Source organism: Roseibium salinum, from assembly GCF_026240905.1.
Lineage (GTDB): Bacteria > Pseudomonadota > Alphaproteobacteria > Rhizobiales > Stappiaceae > Roseibium > Roseibium salinum.
The window spans coordinates 2,746,661-2,769,950 of the sequence record NZ_JAPEVI010000003.1 but is presented as its reverse complement, the minus strand read 5'-3'; the positions used below and the strand labels follow the sequence as shown (position 1 = coordinate 2,769,950).

The following is a 23,290-nucleotide window of genomic DNA, read 5'->3' as shown; positions in this document are numbered from 1 at the left end:
GCGCGGGAAGGTCCGCGGGTGTCCTGATACCGTCCCGCACCGTCTGCCGCGCGGCGGCGCAGCCGGCCCGGGTTGGCGGCCGATCGTTTGCAATAGTTGAGGAAAGATAACCGGTAAGTTGCCATTTTACCCGATTTACCGGCAACGGGAATTTCTTATGATGATTTCAGATCAATAATTACAAGAAAGAAACACCCGTGGAGTTATGGATACCGATCACGATCGGCGCCGCGTTCTGTCAGAACCTGCGCACGGCCATGCAGAAGCACCTGAAGGGCAAGCTGGGGACGACCGGGGCAACCTTCGTGCGTTTCGGTTACGGCGTGCCCTTTGCGGTACTTTATGCGGCCGTGCTCCACACGGTGTTCGGTTATCCGCTGCCCCTTCCCAACGCGACGATGCTGATCGCCGGCGCCCTGGGCGGCCTTGCGCAGATCCTGGGCACGTTTCTGCTGATCCATCTGTTCGCCTTCCGCAACTTCGCGGTCGGCACAGCCTATTCGAAGACGGAGCCGATCCAGGCCGCCCTGTTCGGGTTTCTGGTGCTGGGGGAAAGGATTTCGCTCGCCGCTGCCGTGTGCATCGTGATGGGGATCGCCGGCGTCATCGTGATTTCCCTGGCTCGCGTGCCCCTCACGGTATCGGCCGTGCTCCGGTCGCTCGCCGGAAAGCCGGCGTTGATCGGCCTTGCCTCGGCCGCCTTCTTCGGGGCTTCCGCGGTCGCTTACCGCACGGCGTCCCTGTCGCTGGAGGGCACGGGCGTTCCGATGCAGGCCGCCTATGCCCTGGTCTATGCGACATCGTTCCAGACCATTGCCATGGCTGTCTGGATGGTCATCCGGGAACCGGACCAGCTCCGCGCCAGCCTGAGTGCCTGGCGCAGCGCCGTCTGGGTCGGCGCCTCCGGCGTTGCCGGCTCCATCGGCTGGTTCACGGCCATGACCCTGCAGAACGTTGCCTATGTGCGGTCACTTGCCCAGATCGAGCTCGTGTTCACCTTCCTGGCCTCCTGGCTGGTGTTCAAGGAGATCATCGCCAAATCCGAAATCCTCGGATGCGTCCTGATCGTCCTTGCCGTGCTCGGGATCATTCTGCTGCGCTGAGCTGCGCTCACGCCGTCGTCTGCAGCCAGTCCCGGAAGGCTGCGACAGGGCGGGTGAGGGTGCGGGCCGGCGAGCGGACGAACCAGTAGCCGGTGTCGAGTTCGACCACCTTCCAGTCCGGCATCACCAGGTGTCCCGCCTCCAGTTCCTGCGACACGAACCGGCGGTCGATCACGATGGCGCCCATGCCGGCAATCGCCGCCTGGATGGCAAGGTCGCGGCTCTGCAGGACCATGCCGGACTTGGTGTCGGCATGGGTGAGGCCGGCAGCCTCCAGCCAGATGATCCAGTCGTTGCGGCGCGAGGCCGTGTGCAGGAGGCGCAGCCCGGTCAGGACGGAGGGGTCCGCAGCATCCTTGCCGCTCAACAGACCGGGTGCGAGCGCGACCGCCAGATGCTCCTTCCACAGGAGGTGGCTTTCGACGCTCGGCCAGTTGCCTTTGCCGAGCCGGATCGCACAGTCATAATTCTCCCGGCCGAGATCCACCATGCGTGTCGAGGCGGACAGGAGCAGCTCGACATCCGGCTGGCTCGCCTGGAAGGCAGGCAGGCGCGGGATCAGCCAGCGGGTCGCGAAGGTCGAAACCGTGCTGATCCTGAGTTCGGTGCGCCCGCGCCGCTTGAAGCTGTCGACAGCCTCCTCGATCCGGTCGAAGGCATCGCCCAGGCTGAGCGCCAGCCGCTGGCCTTCCTCGGTCAGCGTCAGCCCGCGCCCGTCCCGGTTGACCAGCGTCGCCCCAAGCTCGCTTTCCAGCTTGCGCATCAGGTGGGAAAGGGCGGATGGCGACACGCCCAGCTTTTCGGCGGCAAGCGCCGCCCGGCCGAGCCGGGCGAGCAGGGAAAAGGCATGCAGCGCGCGCAGGGACGCCATGGAACGGTCTCCGACAGTTGAGTTTTGCTCAAACTAGTTGAGTTGGTCCCTCAGCGCCAGATCAACCTGCGTTCAGACAGAGCCGCCTGAATGCAGGACCGTTAACTTCAAAATGCGGGATGAACTATTTCAGCGCGCCCAGAACGGCCTTGAGAAAACCGGTCAGATCGTCGGTGACGAAATCCACATGGGCATAGCGGTCGTCTTCCAGGTCCCAGGATTCCTGGAAGACGTCCCGCGATCCCTTCGGAACGATCAGCGTCGTCCGCATGCCGAGAAGATGCGGTGTATGCAGGTTTTTCGGCAGGTCCTCGAACATGGCCGAGCGCGCCGGGGAGATCCCCGTTCGATCCACGAATTTCTCGTAGGTCTCCCGGTTGGGCTTGGGGATCAGGTCCGCCGAGACGATGTCGAATATGTCTTCGAAATGATCGGATATGCCGAGGGCGGCCGCGGTGCGCTCCGCATGCGGCCGGTCGCCGTTGGTGAAGATGAACTTTTTGCCCGGCAGCGCCTCGATCGCATGGCCGAGCTCCGGATTGGGGGCAAGGGCCGAATAGTCGATGTCATGCACGAAGCGCAGATAATCGTCCGGATCGATTTCATGGGTGGTCATCAGGCCGCGAAGCGTCGTCCCGTGTTCATGGTAAAGCGCCTTCTGGTGGGCCATCGCTTCGTCGGGGGGAAGGTCCAGGATTTTCTGGATGTAGCGCGCGATCTGCTCGTCGATCTGCGCAAACAGATTGGCCTCATGGGGATAGAGCGTGTTGTCGAGATCGAAAACCCAGGCCTCGACACCCCGGAAAACCCTCAGGTCTTGCCGGTGTGCCTGCTGGCCCTCGCGGGGCTGGGGGTCTTTGCCGGTCACGGTCGGATCAAGGTCCCCGCGCCGCCATCGGTGAAGAGTTCCAGAAGAACCGCGTGCGGGACCTTGCCGTTCAGGATGACGACGCCTTCGACGCCCCGGTCCAGTGCCTCGATGCAGGTTTCGACCTTCGGGATCATGCCGCCGGAAATCGTGCCGTCGGCCATCAGCTCGCGGGCCCTGGCGACGGTCAGCTGCTTGATGAGATTGCCTTCCTTGTCGAGGACGCCGGGGACGTCCGTCAGGAACAGGAGGCGCTTGGCACCGAGGGAACCGGCGATCGCGCCTGCACAAGTGTCCGCGTTGATATTGTAGGTTTCGCCGTCCTCACCCGGCGCGACGGGCGCCACCACCGGAATGATGTCTTCCTTCAGCACCAGTTTCAGCACGGTCGGGTCCACTGTGGCCGGCTCGCCCACGAAGCCGAGATCGACGACGCTCTCGATGTTGCTGTCCGGATCGACGAGCGTCCGCGTCAGCTTGCGGGCGGTGATCAGGTTGCCGTCCTTGCCGCACAGGCCGACCGCCCGGCCGCCTTCCGCATTGATGAGCTGCACGATTTCCTTGTTGATCGAGCCCGCGAGCACCATTTCGACGACTTCGACCGTGGCCTTGTCGGTGACCCGCAGGCCGCCCTTGAATTCGCTGACGATGTTCAGCCGCTGCAGCATCTTCCCGATCTGCGGGCCGCCGCCATGGACGACCACCGGGTGGACGCCGGACTGGCGAAGCAGGGTGATGTCGCGGGCAAAGGCCTGGCCGAGATCCGCATCGCCCATGGCGTGGCCGCCATATTTGACGACGACGGTCTTGTCGTCATAGCGCTGCATGTAGGGCAGGGCTTGAGCGATGATATGGGCGCGGCTGGCAGTTTCAGGCGTGGTCATGAACGTGCAATACTCGTCGGACTTTAAAGACAGAATGCGAAGGATCCCTGCTATAGCCGGTTTGGCGGGGCTTCACAATGACAAGCCGGGTGCCCGCCAAACGCTGTGGCGACGGGACCCGGCCTACTGGCTGGCGAGGCTGCAGAGCTCGGCGCGCAGCGTATCGATGCCGACATTCTTGTCCGACGACGTGGCGATGACTTCAGGATAGGCGGCAACGCGCTTGGCGAGAATGGCGCCGGTGTCCGTGATCAGCCGTGTAAGCTGGGGCGGCTTGATCTTGTCGCACTTTGTCAGCACGACCTGGTAGACGACCGCCGCCTTGTCCAGAAGCTCCATCGCCTCCAGGTCGTTCTTCTTGATGCCGTGCCGGCTGTCGATCAGCAGGATGACCCGGCGCAGGTTCGGACGGCCGCGCAGATACGAGAACACCAGCCGGGTCCAGGCTTCCACCATGTCCTTCGGCGCCTGCGCATAGCCGTAACCGGGCATGTCGACGATCGTCAGCGGGGTGTCGGGCGCCACGAAGAAGTTCAGCATTTGCGTCCGGCCGGGTGTGGACGATGTGCGGGCCAGCCCCTTGCGTCCGGTCAGGGCGTTGATCAGGCTGGACTTGCCCACATTGGACCGGCCTGCAAAGGCAATCTCGATGCCCGCTGCCTCCGGCAGGTTGGACATGTCGGTGACGCTGGTCAGGAAGTCCCAGGGGCGGGCGAACATCAGCCGGCCCGCCTCCAGGTCTTCCTCGCTATAGGTTTGTTCTTCGCTCATGGGCGCCTTCTACCCTGCCTTGCGGTCGGCGTCGAGCGCGCATTCGGGCTCGATCGAGGCCTGTTCCAGCGCGCTGATTTCCGCGCCCCGGATCGCCCCCAGGTGCCGCGTGATCTTTTCCACCGGCCAATCCCACCAGGCGATGTCCAGAAGGCGCTCGATGGTGTCTTCGTCGAAACGCAGGCGGACGATGCGGCCCGGATTGCCGACGACGACCGCATAGGGCGGCACGTCCGCGGCCACCACGGCATTCGCGCCGATAATCGCCCCGGAGCAGATTGTGACGCCCGGCATCACCGTGGCACCGGTTCCGAACCAGACATCGTGTTCGACGATGGTATCGCCGCGCAGATGGTCGAAGATCGTGGCCAGGTCGAAACCCTGCCGCCAGGCCTCGTCGAAGATGTTGAATGGATAGGTCGAGAACCCGGTCATGGCGTGGTTCGCGCCGTTCATGATGAAGGTGGTGCCCTGCGCAAGGGCGCAGAACCGCCCGATCTTCAGCCGGTCGCCGAGGAATTCGAAATGGTAGCGCACGTTGCGGTTTTCGAAGTCCGACGCTGCGGTCAGGTCGTTATAATAGGTGAAATCGCCGACTTCGATATTCGGGCGCGTGATGACGTTCTTCAGGAAAACCGTGTGCGGTTCACCATTGAACGGATGAAGGGTGTCGGGAGACGGGCCGCGCATGGGACCTCCAAGAAAGCAAGAAACAAGGGGAAGAAAGAAATCGCGTTCGTGAACGCGGTCGACCTACCGGTGAGCGACTTCGCCTTGCGGAACAGGTCTTGCCTTATCGGATCATCAGTCCATGCACTCCTCTAAAACGGAAAAAGAGCCCCGCCGAATGGCGAGGCCCTGTTTCTTATCAGGTCTTTGCGGGCTTGTCAGCCCCCGGACCGGTCTCAGTTCTTGTCGCCGGAGGCCGGTTTCTTTCGCTTGAAAAGCGGCCGGAGATTGTCCCAGAGCTCCACCTTGGCTCCCTGACGGCGCATGATCACGTATTGCTGGGTCACGGACAGGGTGTTGTTCCACGCCCAGTAGATCACCAGACCCGCCGGGAAGGACGCCAGCATGAAGGTGAAGATCACCGGCATCCAGGTGAAGATCATCTGCTGGGTCGGGTCCGGCGGAGCCGGGTTCATCTTCATCTGGATGAACATGGTGATCCCCATCAGCAGCGGCCACACGCCCAGCATCAGCATCTGCGGCGGGTCCCAGGGGATCAGGCCGAACAGGTTGAAGATGGTGGTCGGGTCCGGTGCCGACAGATCCCTGATCCAGCCGAAGAACGGCGCGTGGCGCATCTCGATGGTGACGAACAGCACCTTGTAGAGCGAGAAGAACACCGGGATCTGGATCAGGATCGGCAGACAGCCGGCCAGCGGATTGATCTTCTCTTTCTTGTAGAGCTCCATCAGCGCCTGCTGCTGCTTCTGGCGGTCGTCGCCGTATTTCTCGCGGATCTCCGTCATCTGCGGCTGCACGAGCTTCATCTTGCTCATGGAGACGTAGGACTTGTTGGCCAGCGGGAAGAAGATCAGCTTGACGATCACGGTCACCAGAAGAATGGCGACGCCGAAATTGCCGGTCAGGTGGAAGAACCAGTCGATGGCAAAGAACATCGGTTTGGTCAGGAAGTAGAACCATCCCCAGTCGATCAGAAGCTCGAACCGGTGGACACCGAGCGCTTCCTCATAGCCGTCCAGGAGCTTGGTCTCCTTGGCGCCGGCGAACAGATAGGAGCTCGTCTCGCCCGTTCCGCCGGCCGGAACCGTAACGCTGGTGCCGAGGAAATCCGTCTGGAAATTGCCGGTCGTGGTGGAGTGCCGGAAGCTCGGCTGGAACTCCTCGCCGGGAGACGGGATCAGCGTCGCGGCCCAATACTTGTCGGTAATGCCGAGCCAGCCCTGGTCGACCTTCGCCGGCCGGATCGTTCCTTCCTCCTCCAGGTCGTCATAGTCGACTTCCTTGAGGCCTTCTTCGCCGAAAACGCCCAGCAGCCCTTCATGCAGGATGAAGAAGCCGGTGGTCTCCGGTGTGCCGTGGCGGGCGATCAGGCCGTATGGGTGAAGGGTGACGTCGTCCGCAGAGGTGTTTTCGACGGACTGGGTGACGGTGAACATGTAGTTCTCGTCCACCGCGAAGCTGCGCTTGAACGTCAGGCCCGCGCCATTGTCCCAGGTGAGCGTCAGCGGCGTGTCCGGCGTCAGCGTTGCGTCGCCTTCGATGGACCAGACGGTGTTTGGCCCGGGAAGGGCAACATCGGCGCCCGCATCGGCGACCCAGCCATAGTCGGAATAATAGGGGTCAGGGCTGCCCGAGGGGGAGAACAGCACGATGGTCGGGCTGCTCTTGTTGACGGTCTCGTGGTAGTCCTTGAGGCGCAGGTCGTCGAGGCGTCCCCCGGTGAGGTTCACCGAGCCTTCCAGGCGGGGCGTGTCGATGCTCACGCGGGAGGAGGCCGCCAGTGCCTGCTGCCTGTTCGCGAAACCCACCTGGCCGCCGGTTGCCGGTGCCTGAGCGGACGTGCCGTCACCCGGCGTGACGGAAGGCTGCGGAGCATCCGGGTTGCCGCTGGTCGCCTGAGGGCCTGCTTCGCCCTGCTGTTGCGCCTCGAGTTGGGCCTGCTTGCGCTCCAGTTGCGGTGCGGCCACAAAATACTGCCAGCCGAGCAGTACGATCAGGGACAATACGATTGCCAGAATCGTGTTTCGGTTTTCAGAAATCAACTGGAGTTACCCCTGTTTCCTGCGCATTGTCGTTTGGTCCTGCCGTTTCGCCCGGCGCGGCTTTCCCCATCCGCGCTGTGTGTCGGGGTCCAGCACCTGGCCCAGGCCAGACTTAAGGTCTGCGACGAGTTTTTGAAAGGGAAGAGTGAGTGCACTGTCGCGCGCGACGAGCACAAAGTCCGCACTTTGCGGAACTTCACCGGGATCGAGTTCGGCCACGGCCGCTCTCAGCCGCCGCTTGATGCGGCTGCGCATGACCGAATTGCCGGTCTTCTTGGTGACCGTATAGCCCACCCGCGGAGCACCGTCCTTGTCGCGCTTGCGGCCCTGAATCACAAAAGCGCGCCGACCCAGCCGGCCGCCTTTTGCGACGGCCAGGAACTCGGAGCGCTTTTTGAGAGTGTCCATAGCGTGCGGTTGGTTGTTGGCAGACGCCGCCAACCCGGCGCGCTGCGGGCTGGTCGCTGATTAGGCGCTCAGGCTCTTGCGACCCTTTGCGCGGCGGCGAGCAAGCACCTGACGGCCATTTTTGGTGGCCATACGTGCGCGGAAGCCGTGGCGGCGCTTGCGGACAAGACGGCTCGGTTGATACGTACGCTTCATTGTTCTCCCCGCGCGGGTTTAGAGCGCGGCCCTTGTTCATTCTATAAAAATTCTTTGGAGAAAGCACTCGAAGCGCTTGAAGAGCGCGGCTCTTGTCAGCCTTGGGTCCGAGTGCATGTCCCGATCGAGCGCGCTTATAAGGGCCATGCAGCACCAAGTCAACTTTGCGCGCGAAGAATCTCGCAATTCCTCGCGATCACACACAGGTCACGCCTGACAGTCCGCGCGTCACATCTCGGTGAAGCATGGTTCTTTTCGTGAGGATTAGGGTACATCTGGCTAAAAGACCAACGTGGCCGGCGGGAACCGCCGACAGATCAGGGACTGGAAATGCCGGGTGATGAGACCAACGCAATGACAGCGCGGAAGGACACGGAGCCGGCGCCTGAAGCGAAACGCAAGCGCTCTGCTTCCCGCCTTGTGCGCAGATGGCTCCCCCTGGCCGTTCTCGCCGGTCTGACGGCGCTTGCCTTCTCGCAGGGGCTGCACACCCAGCTGACCCTTTCCAATCTCATCATGCATCGTCAGGAACTGGCGGCCTATGTCGAGGACCATCTCGTTCTGGCGGTGCTGCTCTATACGCTGGTCTATATTGTCGCGGTGGCCCTGTCCTTCCCCGGCGCGTCCCTCCTGACGATTGCCGGCGGTTTCCTGTTCGGCTGGGTGCTCGCCGGCATAACCACCGTTGTCGGGGCGACGCTTGGCGCCTGCGCCGTGTTCCTGGTGGCGCGTTCCTCCCTCGGCGATGTCCTGACCCGGCGCGCCGGGCCGTTCCTGTCCCGCCTGCGCGACGGCTTCCGCAAGGATGCCTTTCACTATCTGATGTTTCTGCGCCTGACGCCGGTCTTTCCCTTCTGGCTGGTGAACATTGCCCCCGCCGTCTTCTACATGCCGCTTTCTTCCTATGCGCTCGCCACCTTCCTCGGCATCATTCCGGGCACCTTTGCCTACGCCTTCATCGGATCGGGCCTCGACAGCGTGATCAGGGCGCAGGAGGCGGCCAATCCCGGCTGCGCCTCGGCCGGAACCTGCCAGGTGGATGCCTCCGCCCTGGTGACGTCCGAACTGCTAATCGCGCTGTTTGCCCTTGGGCTCGTCAGCCTCATTCCGGTAGTCTTGAAGAAATTCCGGTCCCGCTGATTTTCCCCTTTTTCGATGGAGCTTTCATGGCAACGCTGCTGACCCCGGATATTTGCGTGATCGGTGCCGGTTCCGGCGGGCTCTCCGTTGCCGCCGCCGCGGCCGCCTTCGGTGTCGACGTGGTGCTGATCGAAAAAGGCCTCATGGGCGGGGATTGCCTGAATTACGGCTGCGTCCCGTCGAAGGCGCTTCTGGCTGCGGGCAAGGCGGCGTTCGGCCAAACGAAGAGCCCTCAGTTCGGCGTGTTCTCCAGGGACCGGGAAATCGATTTCGCCCGGGCAAACGATCACGTGCGCCAGGTGATCGCCGCGATCGCGCCCCATGATTCGCAAGAGCGGTTCGAGGGGCTCGGGGTGACGGTCCTGCGCGAGCGGGCAAAATTCACCTCACCCGATACGCTTGCTGCCGGAAACCATGAGATCAGGGCCCGACGGTTCGTGATCGCCACCGGATCCACCGCCTTCGTCCCGCCCATCCCTGGGCTGGATCAGGTCCCCTACCTCACCAACGAGACCTTGTTCGACCTGCGCGAGGCGCCCGAGCACCTGGCGGTTATCGGCGGCGGACCGATCGGCCTGGAAATGGCGCAGGCTCATCGACGCCTTGGTGCGCAGGTGACCGTGTTCGAAGCGAAACAGGCCCTCGGCAACGACGATCCGGACATGGCGGCGATCGTTCTTGGGGCGCTGAGGGCCGAAGGTATCGAGATCCTGGAGGGAACGGCTGTCGGCGGGATACGGAAAACCGAGGGAGGCGTTCTGATCTCGGCCGAAACGTCGGCGGGCCGGACACTCGAAGTCGCCGCAAGCCACCTGCTTGTCGCGGCGGGGCGCGTGGCCAACGTGGATGGCCTCGGTCTCGAGGCCGCCGGCGTCGACCATGACGGCAAAGGCGTGCGGGTCGACAAGGGGCTGCGCAGCTCCAACCGGCGGATCTACGCGATCGGCGACGTGGCGGGCGGCCTGCAGTTCACCCATGTGGCCGGCTATCAGGCCGGCCTGGTGATCCGCTCCATCCTGTTTCGCCTGCCCGTTGCCATGAACAACGACCTTGTGCCCTGGGTCACCTACACCGCGCCCGAACTCGGCCATGTCGGCCTGTCCGAGGCCGAGGCGAGAAAGAAATACGGCGGGCGCGTGAAAGTGCTCACCGCCGACTATGACGAAAATGACCGCGCCCGCACGGAGGGTGAGACGACGGGCCGTCTGAAACTGATCGCCGGACCGGGCGGCCGCCTGCTGGGGGCCGATATCGCCGGGGCGAAGGCGGGCGAGATCATCAATCTCCTGTCGCTGGCCCTGTCCAGGAAGATGACGATGAAGGATCTTGCCGGGTTCATCGCGGCCTATCCCACCCTCGGAGAACTGGTGCGCCGGGCCGCAATTTCCTATTATGCGGAGGCTCCCGCCAATGTCTGGGTGCGCCGGTTGATCGGCCTGCTGCGCAAATTCGGTTGAGGAATGGCGCGCAGCCCCGGAGGAACGGGCGGATCCACTGGGTCCCGCCACAGAACGGCGGCAAGTTCCGGATCTGCCGTGACGAAAACACTGTAGGAATTTGGAAGGCAGCCGGTTCGGTTGAAGGGCGTCTCGTATCCCGGAATGCTCCGGATGAACCTCGAATTCAACACACAGGGCGATTGACAGGCGATTAATTGGCCGATCACAAGATTTTAGGGCATCCTGTTACGCATTCGCCGGAACATCTGATGCCGAAAACGTTTGGGACGGAAGCGACATGAAGCATGAGGGCACGCCGCAAAGGTCCGTTGTCCCCACCGAGCGTGAGGCCGCGCCGGTAGACGCCGGCGACGGCTTCGGCCGTTACCGGTTCGGCGGGCTCTCCGGCAAGCTGCTCCTTCTCACCATTCTTTTCGTGATGGTGGCCGAAATCTGCATCTACGTGCCTTCCGTTGCCAATTTCCGCAACACCTGGCTGATGGACAAGCTCACCACCGCCGGGGTCGCCGCCTCCGTTCTGGCGGAAACCAACACGATTGCGCCCCGCCTCCAGGAGGAGCTGCTGCGCACCACCGGCGCTGTCGCCATTGCCCTCGACGAGGGGACCCGCCGCAGCCTCATCGCCATGAGCGACGTACCGGATGACGTGGATTTCGTCATCGACATGGGAGAGGTCACCCCTTGGTCCGCCATCATAAACAGTTTCCAGATCCTGACCTATCGCGGCAACGGCGTCATGCGCATCAACGGCGCCGGGCAGATGGGTGAGACCAAGCGGGTGGATGTGGTCCTGCCGGTCGCGCTGCTGCAACAGGAGATGCTCGCCTTTTCCGGCCGCATTCTGGCTTTGTCGCTTGTCATTTCCGCCATCACCGCAAGCCTGGTCTACGTCACGCTGCGCGCGCTCTTCATCCGTCCCTTGCGCCGGCTGACCCGATCGATGGAACGGTTCGCCGAAAGCCCGGAGGATGCCACGCGCATCATGTCCGTTTCCGGCCGGCGGGACGAACTGGGCGATGCGGAAATCCGCCTGGCATACATGGAAGAAGCGCTCGCAAGGGCTTTGCATCAGAAGCAGAGGCTGGCGGATCTCGGGCTGGCCGTTTCCAAGATCAACCACGACCTGCGCAACCTTCTCGCCTCCGCCCAGCTCTTCCTGGAGCGCCTGGAACATGTGCCCGACCCGACCGTCAGCCGCCTTGCGCCGAAGATCCTGGCAACGCTCGACCGGGCCGTCAGCTATACCCAGGCCGTGATGTCCTATGGCAAGGCGCAGGAGCGGGCGCCGCAGCGCCGCCTGCTGACCCTGCGCCGGGTGTGCGACGACGTCGCCGATGTCCTCGGCCTGGCGGACCACGAGACGGTCACCTTCGAAAACAGGGTGCCCGAGGAGATTGAAATCGACGCGGACCCGGAGCAGATCTTCCGCGTACTGCTCAATCTTTCCCGCAACGCCCTCCAGGCGCTTGAAGCGGAAAAGGACGAAACCCTTGTCCGGCGGATCACGCTGGATGCGGAACGCGTCGGTTCCACCGTCCGCATCACCGTATCCGACACCGGCCCCGGCATTCCGGACAACATCAAGAGCGCCCTGTTCAAGGCCTTTCACAGCGGCTCCAAGACCGGTGGCGTCGGCCTGGGCCTTGCGATCGCGGCCGAGCTGGTCAGGGCCCATGGCGGCAGCATCCGTCTGGATGAAACCGGCCACGGCACATGTTTCCGCCTCGACGTGCCCGACCGGCCCGGATAAAGGCTCGCTTTCGCGCGGGCGACGGCCCCTTCCAATGCGCCGCGCGGGTTTGCGCAACTTTGGGGCGCATGTGACAGTTCCTTGAAAAAAAGTTCAAAAAGTCCCTTGCAATCCCCGCCGGTCCGCAGTAGGTAAGCGCCCTGTCCGGGGCACAGCACCCCGCAGCGCCAAGACCGGTCATCAGCGGTCCTCCAGACCCCGATGACAAGATCTTCGCCTCATAAGCACCGGTAGCTCAGCTGGATAGAGCACCAGACTACAGATCTGGGGGTCAGGGGTTCGAATCCTCTCCGGTGCGCCATATTTTCCAATGACTTAGCCCGAAGACGCAGGTAGCGGTTTGTACCGGAGACATGGGTTACAACCTCGTGCCGAACGGGTGTCGATTGTCTGCAGTGTTCTCTGCTCCAGCTCGATGTTTCCAAATCATGGCTCATGAAGCTGATCAGCCAAATGCCGTCGTCCACTTCCGTTGTTCCCAGCAGCTGACCGGCCAGTACGGTAGAGATGTTGATCATGCATATCCGGCGATCGATCACCATGGGTCCCGCAATGTTTTGACACGATGCATCGTTGCGGCTATTTCGCGGCAGTTGATATGAGATGAAATGTGCCGGCATACGTCCGGTATTGATGAGCGAGGCTGACTTGGAACAGCTCGAGATCATGGCCCAATTGGACATATCGGCGTGACGTGACGACGGCGGCCCATTTGGCGAACATGTTCAGCCACCGTCTGAATATAGGAACCGGCGATCTCATGGGCCGCACCGGTCTGCCAAACGGAGGGCAATCAGATGCCAACCGAATACAGTCCGAACGATCCATCGCTCCCGTTGATCCTGCCCCAATTCGTATTCCAGCGAGAAATCTACGAACCGGTCTCGGGCCTCGCGGCCTATGTCAATGCACTGTTCGAGGAAGGGTATTGCCCCGACACTCTGCGGCAAGACCTGGTCGACATGTACGCGTTGGACTTTTATCACGCCCAGGTCTCCAATGGCGGGCACAGCCAGTTCATCCATAACAGCTTCGAGCATCTCGAGACGGGAATGGAGCGGGCATCGCGCGCAGCGCGTATGATCGGACTGCCCAAACTCGCCGAACTGGTAGACCAATGCGCCGCCTTTTGCCGTAACAATCCCGATCTGGCCGCCGAACAAGACGGCGCTGACAATTGCGCCGACGACTTGGACAAGCTGGACAAGGCCCTTTTCGCTCTCAATTACACCTGCGAGGAACGGTCGGCTTTTCTCGACAACCTGCCGCCGGGGCATTGCGATGACCTGCGCGACAAGTTCCGGCTTGATGGTTTGGATGAGACTTTGGCGAGCGTTGTCGCCGAAGTTGAACGCCTGCAGCCCACCGGGACCGCCGAGGACGTGGCGAAGGAAGCAGCGGAGCTGGCGCGGCCGTTTTACGAACAGAAGATTTCCAAGGTCCAAGGCCCTGAGCCTTCGAATTTCAAAGATAGCGAAGTTAAGCGTGAGGTCGGTCGGCTAGCCACATCTATCAGGCTCGCCCTTCTGGAATCGACGCCCTATGACCGCATCAGGAATGTAACCGCCCAGGCAAGGGAAAAGATGCTGGATCCGGGGCTATACGGCTTGACCCGATATCACATTCATGCCGCCGCCTGGATCGCGCAGCACCCTCAGCTGGAACTGGCTCCCTCCGGCGGATGGGACGCCCGGGTGGAAGCGATCGCTGCCGCCTCACCTTTTGCAAACTTGTCGAAACGGCGAAGGGAGTTGGATCGCGTAATACGCGCGATGCCCGGTGACACCGAGATCGCCGTGGCTTCAGCAATGGCGATGCTTGCCCGCCCGGGCTGCGATGGGCCCTTCCTTGAAGATTTGGAGAAGCGCGTCGATCTATCGCCGCGCTATCAAGAGGCGTATCTTGCCGGGACATCGGGCGGAGACATACTTCTCTGCAAAACCGCAAATCGGGTTGTCCTGCACGAGGTGAAAGAGAACTGGCGCTTTGGTGTGGCAAAGAAGGCCGCGAGGGCGATGTTCAAGCTTGGCATGGTCCACGAGTTCGACGTCTTGGGTTGGCCGAAGCCAATTCCATTCGTGCGGCCGCCTGGTACGCTACTGCAAACGGCTGTAATGGGACCTATTATAAACTGGCTGAGGTCGTTTCCGGCCCGGGTGGCGGGAAAAAGTGTCGGCCATAGCCGGATTGTTCCCGGCCTGACCGACCTGATGCTAGAGTTACATGTGCCAGAGGCCTACATGCAATGGAGCGATCATGCCAGCAGGATGGCCTATTTCCAGCGGGGTATCCTGGAAAGCCTGGACGCCGGCACTCAGCGACTCGTCTGGCAATTTCCGCACGCCGACGAAGTCCACCGGATGGTCGCCTGTCCGGAATTCGTCGAGTTTTCGGTCGCCGGACATGACCGCAGGGCCCGGTACCCTGCCGACGAACTCTCCGGATTGACGAGCGAACTTTCTCCGCCGCGCCAATAGCCGCCACTAAACCCGGCAACGCTGGATGTTCCCAGGCTGGTTGCAACTGATCCCGGCTCAGGACGTCAACGCCGAACCGAAACAGGTTTTGAGCTGGCACATGCATTTCCGTTTGCCCCCGGCAAGACCCCTGCAAGGGCACCCAGCACGTCCCTGCGCCGGCGGGCTGCGCCGAGTGGACATACTCGCGCCGCCTTCCTTTGCGAAAAATGCCGAAGCATGGTCGGTGAGCAGGGGATGCGGCCCGGTGTGGCCGTCGTTGTTGAGATGGTTGAGCAGGCCTCATCATGAAACACGATCGTCCTCGGGCGTATGTCGTTCGCTACGGCAAAGCGCCGATCTACTGGCTCTACAGGCTGGAAAAGCTGTTTTCGACGCCCGGCCTTGTGGTGGCGACGCTCTTCTTCGCCGTTTCTCTCACCCCGAGCCTGATCCCGCGCACCTATGTGACGCAGGGCGTTCTCTCAGGCGTTTCGCTGGCGGCCGGCTATGCCATAGGCGTTGTCGCACACTGGCTCTGGGCCTATCTGGAACTACCCGAACCGCGAGAATTCGTCGAGGCGGTCATCAAGCTTGCCGCAGCCGTCATCTGCCTGACAATCGCCCTCATCTTCCTGGAACGCGCATCCGAATGGCAGAATTCCATCCGCTTCCTGATGCATATGGAACCGGTCGACACGGCGCGGCCCTTCCGGGTTGCCGCAATCGCCACCGCGGTCTTCATCGCGCTTTATCTTCTGGGTCTCGTCTTCCGGCTGACGGTCCATCTTTCCTCCGTCTGGCTCAGGCGGCACATCCCGAGGCGGGTTTCCCATCTGATCGGTGTCCTGGCGGCTGCCGCGCTGTTCTGGGCGCTTGTCGATGGCGTTCTCATCAAATACGGGCTTCGCGCGGCGGATGCGTCCTACCAGAAATTCGATGCGCTGGTGGAAAGCGGCGTGAACCCGCCGGTCAATCCCATCAGGACGGGAAGCCAGGCCTCGCTTCTCGACTGGGAAGACCTGGGAAGAGCCGGCCGGCAGTTCGTTTCCTGGGGCCCGAGGCGCGCCCGGCTGAGCGCGTTTTTCAACGGCCGGGACACCCTGGACCCGATACGGGTCTATGTCGGCCTGAATTCGGCCGACACGATCGAGGAGCGCACAGATTTGGCGCTTCAGGAACTCAAACGCGTCGGGGCGTTCGAACGATCGCTGCTCGTCATAGCCACGCCGACCGGAACGGGAATGGTCGACGAGGCGGCAATCAATCCGCTCGAGTATCTTCACCGCGGCGACACGGCGACCGTCGCCGTCCAGTATTCCTACCTCGCCAGCTGGTTGTCGCTGCTGGCCGAACCTGAATACGGCGCGGAAACCGCACACGCCCTGTTCAACAAGATCTACGATCACTGGACGCAGCTTCCCAGGAACGACCGTCCCCGGCTCTATCTGCACGGCTTGAGCCTCGGGGCGTTGAATTCGCAATTGTCGACCGACATTTACGACGTCCTGGGAGACCCGATCCAGGGCGCGTTGTGGTCCGGCCCGCCTTTTGCGAGCGAGCGATGGCGAAACATCATCGAGAACCGCAGACCGTCATCGACGGCCTGGCTGCCCGTCTTCAGGGACGGGTCCGTCATAAGGTTCAAGAACCAGTGGAACAAGCTGAAGCGGCCCGGCGCGCGCTGGGGCCCGATCCGTTTCGTATACCTGCAATACGCAAGTGACCCGGTGACGTTCTTTGACTCCAGGGCGCTCTACCGGGAGCCTTCATGGATGGACGCGCCGCGCGGTCCGGACGTCTCGCGCGAGTTGCGCTGGTATCCGGTCATCACGTTGCTGCAGCTGACCGTCGATATGGCCGCGGCCGTCAAGGTGCCGCGCGGCTTCGGTCACCGCTACGCGCCCGAAGACTACATCGACGCGTGGGTGGCGGTGACGGAGCCGGAAGGCTGGCCGAAGGCGGAACTCGAGCGGCTGAAATCGATCTACAAGGACTGGGAGTGAATGCCGGCCTCAGCGATGCCCGCTGGAGGGGACTGTGCGCCGATGCGACGACAGTCCGGAGCGGACATTCCGGGTGTCTCCTAACGGGTTATGGCGGACTGGATGACCCGTGCGTTTCGTTCGGCAAGCTGCACCAATGTCGTCTGCGCGTTCCGCAATGTTGCCTGAGACGCATTGGCATGCCCCTTGATCGACGAGGAAAACAGCCAGGCGTCGATGTTGTTTGACTTGTAGAGTTCGTTGATACGCTTGCGGATTACCTCGCCGATCGATTTGTACTGGACGGATTCAAACGGCTGCCTCCAACTGCCGCCGGCATACGTGCTTTGCGGATAATCCTTCTTCCACGGATTGACATCGATGGATTCGCGACTGGTTATCACCCTGCGCCAGATCTGGCCGCGCTCGCGGCCGGTCATTTCAATGTAGCCCTTTTCCACATAGTCCTGATCCAGCGTGAACTTCATCCAGAGGGCAAGTTCGATCTGGTCGGCCATCTTGGCCTTGTCGACCGATCCCTTGGGCACTTTGAAGAACGCGCTGTTGCGGCGCAGGTCCTCCAGCGCGCCTTCGCCGCCCATGGCGTCGTGGATCCAGGTTCCGGCGACGCTCGCTGCATTGGCACAGCGATCGGTGTGGTTCATGAGGTCGTTCTGGAACTCGAGCGGTTGAGGCTGCTTGCCGACGGGTCCGGAGGGCAGCTTAGCCTCCTGGGGGATTTTCTTCAGCGCACTGGTCAATTCGCTCGTCGCCCGCTTGGCCACCTGTTCATCCCAAAGCTTGCCGAACACGAAATTCGCCGCCGGGTTGGAATCCGCCCAGGCCAGTGTCTGGAAGGCCCGATCCCATCCCCGCTTGACCGTCATGTTGAGAGCGGCGTCCTTGGCCAGTTCTGCGGCAACCGATTTCGTGGCGGCATTTCCGAAAAGCGACAGAAGGGCGCTGCCCCCGGCGAGCGACAGGGCCAGCATGACCAGTTGCGCCTTCCGTTCCGCTGCCGCCCGATCAGCATCGACCTGCGCCTTGATTGTTTCCCAATATGAAGTAAACGCGCGGGAATAAGCCGATCCGAAATCACGGTTCCGCATGTACCATTCCCGTGTCGTGTTGTTGATCTCGTCCTGATAGCGCGACAGCGAAAGCATCTGTGTTTCCTTGACAATATATCTCGTTGGCCGGCCGCGATCGCATGGCAACACGGCCTTGTTGCTTGTGCTGTAGAGAATGGGAGGGAGGCCAGGCGATTGGCAGAGACGCGCGTCACACCGCAGCGGTCATCCTCCTGCTATGATCGGTGATGAATCCGTCCGCGATCCGGCAGCGATCCGAAAATCCCGATTGTGCTGCGGCCTTGACGGCACTAGCGTGGCGTGAGCGGCGCGGACTGAATTCGAGTCCGTGGCCGACGACTGAATTCCACGAGTATTTCAACGATAAGAGGCGTTTCATGGCCCAGCTGCCGAATTCCCTTGAAGCCCGCGACACGGCTTTCCAGCTTCACTCATATGCGGATGCGCGCCGCCAGGAAGAACTCGGCGCCCTGGTGATCGACAAGGGCGAGGGGATCTATGTCGAGGACATCAACGGCAAGCGCTATATCGAGGGCATGGCGGGCCTGTGGAGCGTTGCCGTTGGTTTCGGCGAAAAGCGCCTCGTCGACGCGGCGACCCGGCAGCTGGAAAAGCTGCCCTACTATCACACCTTCACCTACAAGAGCCACGGACCTTCGATCGAGCTGGCGGAAAAGCTGATCGAAATGGCGCCGGTGCCGATGTCGAAGGTCTATTTCACCAATTCCGGCTCCGAGGCCAACGATACGGCGATCAAGCTGATCTGGTACCGCTCCAATGCGCTGGGCCAGCCGGAGCGCAAGAAGATCATCTCGCGCGTCCGCGGCTATCACGGCGTCACCATCGCCTCGGCGAGCCTGACCGGCCTGCCGAACAACCACCGCTCCTTCGATCTGCCGATCCCCCAGGTGCTGCACACGACCTGTCCGCACTACCGCACCATGAAAAGGCAAGGCGAAAGCGAAGCAGATTTCGCCCGCCGCTGCGCGCAGGACCTGGAGGACATGATCCTGGCCGAGGGCCACGAGACCATCGCCGCCTTTTTTGCCGAGCCGGTCATGGGCGCCGGAGGGGTGATCGTGCCGCCGGACGGCTATTGGCAGGCGGTCCAGCCGGTTCTGAAGAAATACGGCATTCTCTTCGTTGCCGATGAAGTGATCTGCGGCTTCGGCCGCACCGGCAACATGTTCGGCACCCAAACCTATGATCTTCAGCCGGACATCATGACGCTGTCCAAGGCGCTGTCCTCGTCCTACCAGCCAATATCCGCGCTGCTGATCAATGACGACGTCTATCAGCCGATCGCCGACGAATCCCACAAGATCGGCGTTCTGGGACACGGCTACACCGGCAGCGGCCATCCCGTCGCCGCCGCCGTTGCCCTGGAAAACCTGAAGATCATCGAGGAGAGGGATCTCGTCGGACACGTCAGGTCGATTGCCCCGGTCTTCCAGAAACGCCTGGCCGGCCTGGCGGAAAACCCGCTGGTGATCGAGACCCGCGGCATCGGATTGATCGGCGCGGCCGAACTTTCCCATGAAAGCCTTGCGGCAACGCCGGGCGCGCTTGGCGCGAAGACCAACGCGGTCTTCCAGGAACGCGGCCTGATTTCCCGGAACATGCTCGACGCCCTGGCCTTCTGCCCGCCGCTGATCATCACCGAGGCACAGGTGAACGAGATGTTCGACATTGCCGAAGCCGGCATTAAGGCAGTCGCGGAGGGGCTATGAGCTGGTCCATTGTCGGCTCCATCAGCGGCACGTCCGCCGACGGGATCGATCTTGCGGAGATCGGAACGAACGGCTTGACGGTTGCTCACTTCGGTCCGGCAGAAACCGCGAGCTACCAGCCGGAGACGAAACGCGCCGTATTGCAGGCGGCCGCGAAAAAGGGCGCGGATCGTGAAACCTGGCCGGATCTCGCCCGGCTCGTGACGGCCGAGCATGGCAGGGCAATCCAGGCCTTCGTGCTCGAACACGGCCTGACGCCCGATGCGGTCGTCTTTCATGGCCAGACGGTCTGGCACGATCCGAAGGCCGGTGAGACCGTCCAGCTGGGCCACCCCGAGCGCCTGGCGGACATATTGAAACTGCCGGTCATCGCCGACGTGCGCCTCGCCGATATGGCGGCCGGCGGGCAGGGGGCGCCGCTTGTTCCGGTCTACCATCAGGCGCTCGCCAAGACGCTGGTCGGCGAAGACTGGGAGCCGCTCTGTTTCCTGAATATCGGCGGTGTGTCGAACCTTACCTATATCGAGGGGGACCGGCTGCAAGCCTTCGACATCGGTCCCGGCAACGCCTTCCTGGATGACTGGGTCCGCAAGCATGGGGCGGGAGACTACGATGCCGGCGGCGCGATTTCTGCCGGGGGAGAGGTGGACGAGGCCCGCCTGCGCGAAGCGCTGCTGCATCCTTTCCTTTCCGAGCCCGGCCCGAAATCCCTCGACCGCTACAGCTTCTCGGGCGGCTTCGCCGAAGGTCTGAGCCTGGAGGACGGCGCCGCCACGCTGGTGGCCTTCACCGCGCGGGCGATTGCGATGTCGGAAGGCTTGTTGCCGGCAAAGCCGAGGCTCTGGGTGGTTTGCGGCGGCGGGCGGCATAATCGCGTGTTGATGAAGACGCTCGGCGAACTGTTGTCGGGGGATGTGGCCTCGGCCGACGACTACAGCATCGACGGCGATGCGCTGGAAGCGCAGGCGATGGCGTTTCTGGGTGGTCGCTTCAAGGCCGGCCTGCCGACGACCTTTCCCGAAACCACCGGCGCGACCCGTCCGGTCTGCGGCGGAAAGCTCTATCTGCCCGCGGCAGGATAGGATCCGCACACCGGACCGCGGGAGTGCGTTCGAAGACCCGCGCGGCACGCGTTTTCCTTGCGCGATCTGCAGGTTGCCGCTAACCAGACTGCATGAACGGTTCTGAAATCTACCAGCGGCTGATCGGCCTCATCGAAGAACGGGTGCTGAAACCCGGTGACCGCCTGCGCGAGGCGGATCTTGCCGAACGGTTCGGGGTGTCACGAACCCCGATCCGCGAAGGGCTGAAGCGGCTCGAGGCGCAGGGGCTGGCGGTACACGAGCCCAACCGCGGCATGGTGATCCCGACGCTCGACCACAGCCAGATCAACGAAGTCTATTTCATGCGCGAGGTGCTGGAAGGTACGGCGGCAGGGCTTGCCGCCAAACATGCCTCCAGCCCGGAAATCGAGATCCTGCAGGACCTGGTCGAGGCGGACCGCAAGCGCATCGCCGACAAGGACAGCCTCGTGCGCTCCAACCGGGAATTCCACCGGCGCCTGTGCCTGGCCTCGCACAACCGCTACCTGGTCGACCAGATCGACCATCTGCGGCTGTCGCTGATCCTCATGGCGGGCACGACGCTGGACACGCCCGAGCGCCGCGAGACGGCGGTGGAAGAACATGCGGCAATCGTCGAGGCGATTGCGAAGGGCGATTGCGAAGCGGCGGAATCCGCCGCCCGCCGTCACATCGCCCACGCGCACAAGACGCGCCTGCAGCAGATCTGATCAGCCGGCGAGGTTGGCGCTGATCGCCAGCATCACATCGGCAAGGGCGGCGACGAATATCACCGCGAATGTCAAGAGTATGCCGGCCTGCCGGAATTGCAGGGGTTCCGGTTCCCGGCTGACGCCGTAGGCATGCGACACCCGGCCGATCAGGAGCATGGTTCCCAGCACATAAAGAAGCCAGGCAGACCCGCCCATCATCTCGACTGTCAGCATGAGCAGGAGCGTAAACGGCACGTATTCGGCGAGATTTCCCTGCGCGCGAATTCGCCTCAACAGCAGCTTGTTGCCGCCATCGCCAACCCCGATGCGTGCCGTCCGGCGGGCATTGATCACGCGAATGCTCAGGAAAAGATAAAAGAACGCCAGAAGCCCGGCGAAGAGAGGTGTGATTGAAATCGGCATAATCGCCCTGTCTGTCTGATTCTCTGCCGGTGCATCAGACAGACAGGGTTAGCGGGTGGCAAGGGGATTTGCCTGAGCCTGAGCTCAGCACTCGACGATATTGACCGCGAGCCCGCCCTTGGAGGTTTCCTTGTACTGCTCCATCATGTCCATGCCCGTCTGGCGCATGGTCTCGATGCAGCCGTCCAGCGGCACGAAATGCGAGCCGTCGCCGCGCAGGGCGAGGGAGGCGGCCGTGACCGCCTTGACCGCGCCAAGCGCATTGCGCTCGATGCAGGGCACCTGCACCAGACCCCCGATCGGGTCGCAGGTCATGCCGAGGTGGTGTTCCAGGGCGATTTCAGCCGCGTTTTCGATCTGCTCGTTGGTGCCGCCGAGCGCGGCGCACAGGCCCGCGGCGGCCATGGCCGACGCCGAGCCGACCTCGCCCTGACAACCGACTTCCGCCCCTGAGATCGAGGCGTTCGACTTGATGATGCCGCCGATGGCGGCCGCGGTCAGCAGGAAGGTGCGGATGCCCGCCTGGTCGGCCCCCGGGCAATGGTCGAGATAATAGCGGGTCACTGCCGGAATGACGCCGGCCGCGCCGTTTGTCGGCGCCGTGACGACGCGCCCGCCGGCGGCGTTCTCCTCGTTCACCGCCATGGCATAGACGCCGAGCCAGTCGACGACGCTGTGCTCGAAGGGCGGGTTGCTCCGCCCTTCGCGGATAAGCTTCTGATAGATGTCGGCGGCGCGGCGTTTGACCTTCAGCCCGCCCGGCAGAATTCCGGACTGGCCGATGCCGCGATTGATGCAGGAATCCATTGCGGTCCAGAGCCTGTCGATGCCGGCTTCGACCTCTTCGAGGGGCATGTCGCAGCACTCGTTGCGCAGCTTCATCTCGGCGATGGAGAGTTCGGATTCCCGGCCCATCTCCAGCATCTGCTTGGCCGTGCCAAACGGGAACGGGACGTCCTGCTTGACGAGCTCATTGACCGGTTCGTTGGTGGTCTTGCGCAGTTCCGCCTCGCTGACCACGAAGCCGCCGCCGATCGAATAATAAACGAAGGTGTCGATGACGGAGCCGGCTGCATCAAGAAGATGGAAGGTCATGCCGTTGGCATGCAGCGGCAGCGCCGGGCCGTAATCGAAAATGACGTCCTTGTCCGGGTCGAAGTGCAACTCCGGCAGGCCGGCAATTCTCAGGCGCTTTTCCTGCCGCAAATCCTCCAGCATCGGCTCCACGTCATCCGGGTCCAGCGTGTCCGGCCTGGCCCCCATGAGACCGAGGCAGACCGCCTTGTCGGTCGCGTGACCCTTGCCGGTAAAGGCGAGCGATCCGTGCAGGGCGACGGTGATGCGCGAAGCGCGCGCTTCCGCCCCCGCAAGCCCGCGGATACGGTCCAGATACCGGCGAACGGCCACCATGGGCCCGACCGTGTGGGAACTGGAGGGGCCGATGCCGATTTTGAATATATCGAAGACGCTGATGAACATCTCTGGTCTGGACTTCTGGTTTCTGGAATCTGGAGCCTGCGAGCTCTCGCTCAGGCCAACGGCACCGGTATAACAGATAGTGCTTTGTGCACAGGCATTCAAACGCGCATTTTTGTGTCAATTGCGACATCGGCCGCGACTGACCGCCCGGCAGGTCGGGGCCTGGGCGA

General features: G+C 62.6%; 20 protein-coding genes and 1 tRNA gene. 10 read left to right on the top strand and 11 right to left on the bottom strand.

All coding sequences use genetic code 11. From position 1 onward, the window contains the following. The first annotated feature begins 197 nt into the window (after positions 1–197). Complete coding sequence (locus ON753_RS17345) at positions 198–1,103, top strand: DMT family transporter (RefSeq protein WP_265963874.1); 906 nt, start codon at positions 198–200, stop codon at positions 1,101–1,103. 7 nt (positions 1,104–1,110) lie between these two features. On the opposite strand, the gene ON753_RS17340 is transcribed toward ON753_RS17345, so the two are convergent. The 8 genes from ON753_RS17340 to rpmH all read right to left on the bottom strand — a co-directional run bounded on the left by ON753_RS17340 (position 1,111) and on the right by rpmH (position 7,832). After that, on the bottom strand, positions 1,111–1,974 hold the full coding sequence (locus ON753_RS17340) for a LysR substrate-binding domain-containing protein (protein WP_265963873.1): 864 nt from the start codon (positions 1,972–1,974) through the stop codon (positions 1,111–1,113). 124 nt (positions 1,975–2,098) lie between these two features. Further along, positions 2,099–2,842 carry a pyrimidine 5'-nucleotidase gene (locus tag ON753_RS17335; RefSeq protein ID WP_265963871.1) on the bottom strand — a complete coding sequence of 248 codons (744 nt, stop codon included), beginning with the start codon at positions 2,840–2,842 and terminating at the stop codon, positions 2,099–2,101. After that, complete coding sequence (gene argB, locus ON753_RS17330; protein ID WP_265963869.1) at positions 2,839–3,726, bottom strand: acetylglutamate kinase; 888 nt, start codon at positions 3,724–3,726, stop codon at positions 2,839–2,841. Before argB ends, ON753_RS17335 begins: the two co-directional genes overlap by 4 nt. A gap of 123 nt (positions 3,727–3,849) precedes the next feature. Beyond that, positions 3,850–4,497 carry a ribosome biogenesis GTP-binding protein YihA/YsxC gene (yihA, locus tag ON753_RS17325; RefSeq protein ID WP_265963867.1) on the bottom strand — a complete coding sequence of 216 codons (648 nt, stop codon included), beginning with the start codon at positions 4,495–4,497 and terminating at the stop codon, positions 3,850–3,852. A 9-nt stretch (positions 4,498–4,506) separates the two neighbouring features. Continuing rightward, on the bottom strand, positions 4,507–5,187 hold the full coding sequence (locus ON753_RS17320; RefSeq protein ID WP_265963865.1) for a CatB-related O-acetyltransferase: 681 nt from the start codon (positions 5,185–5,187) through the stop codon (positions 4,507–4,509). A 215-nt stretch (positions 5,188–5,402) separates the two neighbouring features. Further along, a complete protein-coding gene (yidC, locus tag ON753_RS17315; RefSeq protein WP_265963863.1) occupies positions 5,403–7,229 on the bottom strand; it encodes a membrane protein insertase YidC in 1,827 nt (608 codons plus the stop codon). Between the two features lie 6 nt (positions 7,230–7,235). Next, positions 7,236–7,670, bottom strand: a complete 435-nt coding sequence (gene rnpA / locus ON753_RS17310; RefSeq protein WP_265963861.1) for a ribonuclease P protein component — start codon at positions 7,668–7,670, stop codon at positions 7,236–7,238. 27 nt (positions 7,671–7,697) lie between these two features. Beyond that, the gene (gene rpmH / locus ON753_RS17305) at positions 7,698–7,832 is read right to left on the bottom strand and encodes a 50S ribosomal protein L34 (protein WP_006934271.1); all 135 of its coding nucleotides are present in this window, start codon (positions 7,830–7,832) and stop codon (positions 7,698–7,700) included. 354 nt (positions 7,833–8,186) lie between these two features. Between rpmH and ON753_RS17300 the strand changes: the two genes are divergently transcribed. The 6 genes from ON753_RS17300 (at position 8,187) to ON753_RS17275 (ending at position 16,644) form a co-directional block, all read left to right on the top strand. Next, complete coding sequence (locus ON753_RS17300; RefSeq protein ID WP_265963855.1) at positions 8,187–8,972, top strand: TVP38/TMEM64 family protein; 786 nt, start codon at positions 8,187–8,189, stop codon at positions 8,970–8,972. Between the two features lie 26 nt (positions 8,973–8,998). Beyond that, positions 8,999–10,429 (top strand): dihydrolipoyl dehydrogenase family protein, encoded by a 1,431-nt coding sequence (locus ON753_RS17295; protein ID WP_265963853.1) that lies wholly within the window; start codon positions 8,999–9,001, stop codon positions 10,427–10,429. Between the two features lie 280 nt (positions 10,430–10,709). Beyond that, positions 10,710–12,182 (top strand): sensor histidine kinase, encoded by a 1,473-nt coding sequence (locus tag ON753_RS17290; protein ID WP_265963851.1) that lies wholly within the window; start codon positions 10,710–10,712, stop codon positions 12,180–12,182. A 224-nt stretch (positions 12,183–12,406) separates the two neighbouring features. After that, positions 12,407–12,483, top strand: a tRNA-Cys gene (locus ON753_RS17285). 496 nt (positions 12,484–12,979) lie between these two features. After that, the gene (locus tag ON753_RS17280; RefSeq protein ID WP_265963850.1) at positions 12,980–14,659 is read left to right on the top strand and encodes a DMP19 family protein; all 1,680 of its coding nucleotides are present in this window, start codon (positions 12,980–12,982) and stop codon (positions 14,657–14,659) included. A 287-nt stretch (positions 14,660–14,946) separates the two neighbouring features. After that, positions 14,947–16,644: an alpha/beta hydrolase gene (locus ON753_RS17275; protein ID WP_265963848.1), complete on the top strand. Its 1,698-nt coding sequence runs from the start codon at positions 14,947–14,949 to the stop codon at positions 16,642–16,644. 80 nt (positions 16,645–16,724) lie between these two features. Here the strand turns inward: ON753_RS17275 and ON753_RS17270 are convergent, their stop codons facing one another. Beyond that, positions 16,725–17,789, bottom strand: coding sequence for a hypothetical protein (locus tag ON753_RS17270; protein WP_265963846.1), 1,065 nt, complete (start codon positions 17,787–17,789; stop codon positions 16,725–16,727). A gap of 302 nt (positions 17,790–18,091) precedes the next feature. Between ON753_RS17270 and ON753_RS17265 the strand changes: the two genes are divergently transcribed. The 3 genes from ON753_RS17265 to ON753_RS17255 all read left to right on the top strand — a co-directional run bounded on the left by ON753_RS17265 (position 18,092) and on the right by ON753_RS17255 (position 21,236). Beyond that, on the top strand, positions 18,092–19,444 hold the full coding sequence (locus tag ON753_RS17265) for an aspartate aminotransferase family protein (protein WP_265963845.1): 1,353 nt from the start codon (positions 18,092–18,094) through the stop codon (positions 19,442–19,444). Further along, entirely contained in the window at positions 19,441–20,526 is a 1,086-nt protein-coding gene (locus ON753_RS17260) for an anhydro-N-acetylmuramic acid kinase (RefSeq protein WP_265963844.1), read from the top strand. The genes ON753_RS17265 and ON753_RS17260 overlap by 4 nt, the downstream gene beginning before the upstream one ends. A 92-nt stretch (positions 20,527–20,618) precedes the next feature. Further along, positions 20,619–21,236 (top strand): GntR family transcriptional regulator, encoded by a 618-nt coding sequence (locus ON753_RS17255; RefSeq protein ID WP_265963843.1) that lies wholly within the window; start codon positions 20,619–20,621, stop codon positions 21,234–21,236. On the opposite strand, the gene ON753_RS17250 is transcribed toward ON753_RS17255, so the two are convergent. Next, positions 21,237–21,641, bottom strand: coding sequence for an MAPEG family protein (locus tag ON753_RS17250; RefSeq protein WP_265963842.1), 405 nt, complete (start codon positions 21,639–21,641; stop codon positions 21,237–21,239). Positions 21,642–21,725: 84 nt separating this feature from the next. Beyond that, a complete protein-coding gene (locus ON753_RS17245; protein WP_265963841.1) occupies positions 21,726–23,120 on the bottom strand; it encodes an L-serine ammonia-lyase in 1,395 nt (464 codons plus the stop codon). Positions 23,121–23,290 lie beyond the last annotated feature (170 nt).

Excerpts from the sequence above, each read along its gene's own strand:
- ON753_RS17340 (WP_265963873.1), bottom strand. The coding sequence starts at position 1,974 with ATGGCGTCCCTGCGCGCGCTGCATGCCTTTTCCCTGCTCGCCCGGCTC.
- argB (WP_265963869.1), bottom strand. The coding sequence starts at position 3,726 with ATGACCACGCCTGAAACTGCCAGCCGCGCCCATATCATCGCTCAAGCC.
- yihA (WP_265963867.1), bottom strand. The coding sequence starts at position 4,497 with ATGAGCGAAGAACAAACCTATAGCGAGGAAGACCTGGAGGCGGGCCGG.
- ON753_RS17320 (WP_265963865.1), bottom strand. The coding sequence starts at position 5,187 with ATGCGCGGCCCGTCTCCCGACACCCTTCATCCGTTCAATGGTGAACCG.
- rpmH (WP_006934271.1), bottom strand. The coding sequence starts at position 7,832 with ATGAAGCGTACGTATCAACCGAGCCGTCTTGTCCGCAAGCGCCGCCAC.
- ON753_RS17300 (WP_265963855.1), top strand. The coding sequence starts at position 8,187 with ATGACAGCGCGGAAGGACACGGAGCCGGCGCCTGAAGCGAAACGCAAG.
- ON753_RS17295 (WP_265963853.1), top strand. The coding sequence starts at position 8,999 with ATGGCAACGCTGCTGACCCCGGATATTTGCGTGATCGGTGCCGGTTCC.
- ON753_RS17290 (WP_265963851.1), top strand. The coding sequence starts at position 10,710 with ATGAAGCATGAGGGCACGCCGCAAAGGTCCGTTGTCCCCACCGAGCGT.
- ON753_RS17280 (WP_265963850.1), top strand. The coding sequence starts at position 12,980 with ATGCCAACCGAATACAGTCCGAACGATCCATCGCTCCCGTTGATCCTG.
- ON753_RS17275 (WP_265963848.1), top strand. The coding sequence starts at position 14,947 with ATGAAACACGATCGTCCTCGGGCGTATGTCGTTCGCTACGGCAAAGCG.
- ON753_RS17270 (WP_265963846.1), bottom strand. The coding sequence starts at position 17,789 with ATGCTTTCGCTGTCGCGCTATCAGGACGAGATCAACAACACGACACGG.
- ON753_RS17265 (WP_265963845.1), top strand. The coding sequence starts at position 18,092 with ATGGCCCAGCTGCCGAATTCCCTTGAAGCCCGCGACACGGCTTTCCAG.
- ON753_RS17260 (WP_265963844.1), top strand. The coding sequence starts at position 19,441 with ATGAGCTGGTCCATTGTCGGCTCCATCAGCGGCACGTCCGCCGACGGG.
- ON753_RS17255 (WP_265963843.1), top strand. The coding sequence starts at position 20,619 with ATGAACGGTTCTGAAATCTACCAGCGGCTGATCGGCCTCATCGAAGAA.
- ON753_RS17250 (WP_265963842.1), bottom strand. The coding sequence starts at position 21,641 with ATGCCGATTTCAATCACACCTCTCTTCGCCGGGCTTCTGGCGTTCTTT.
- ON753_RS17245 (WP_265963841.1), bottom strand. The coding sequence starts at position 23,120 with ATGTTCATCAGCGTCTTCGATATATTCAAAATCGGCATCGGCCCCTCC.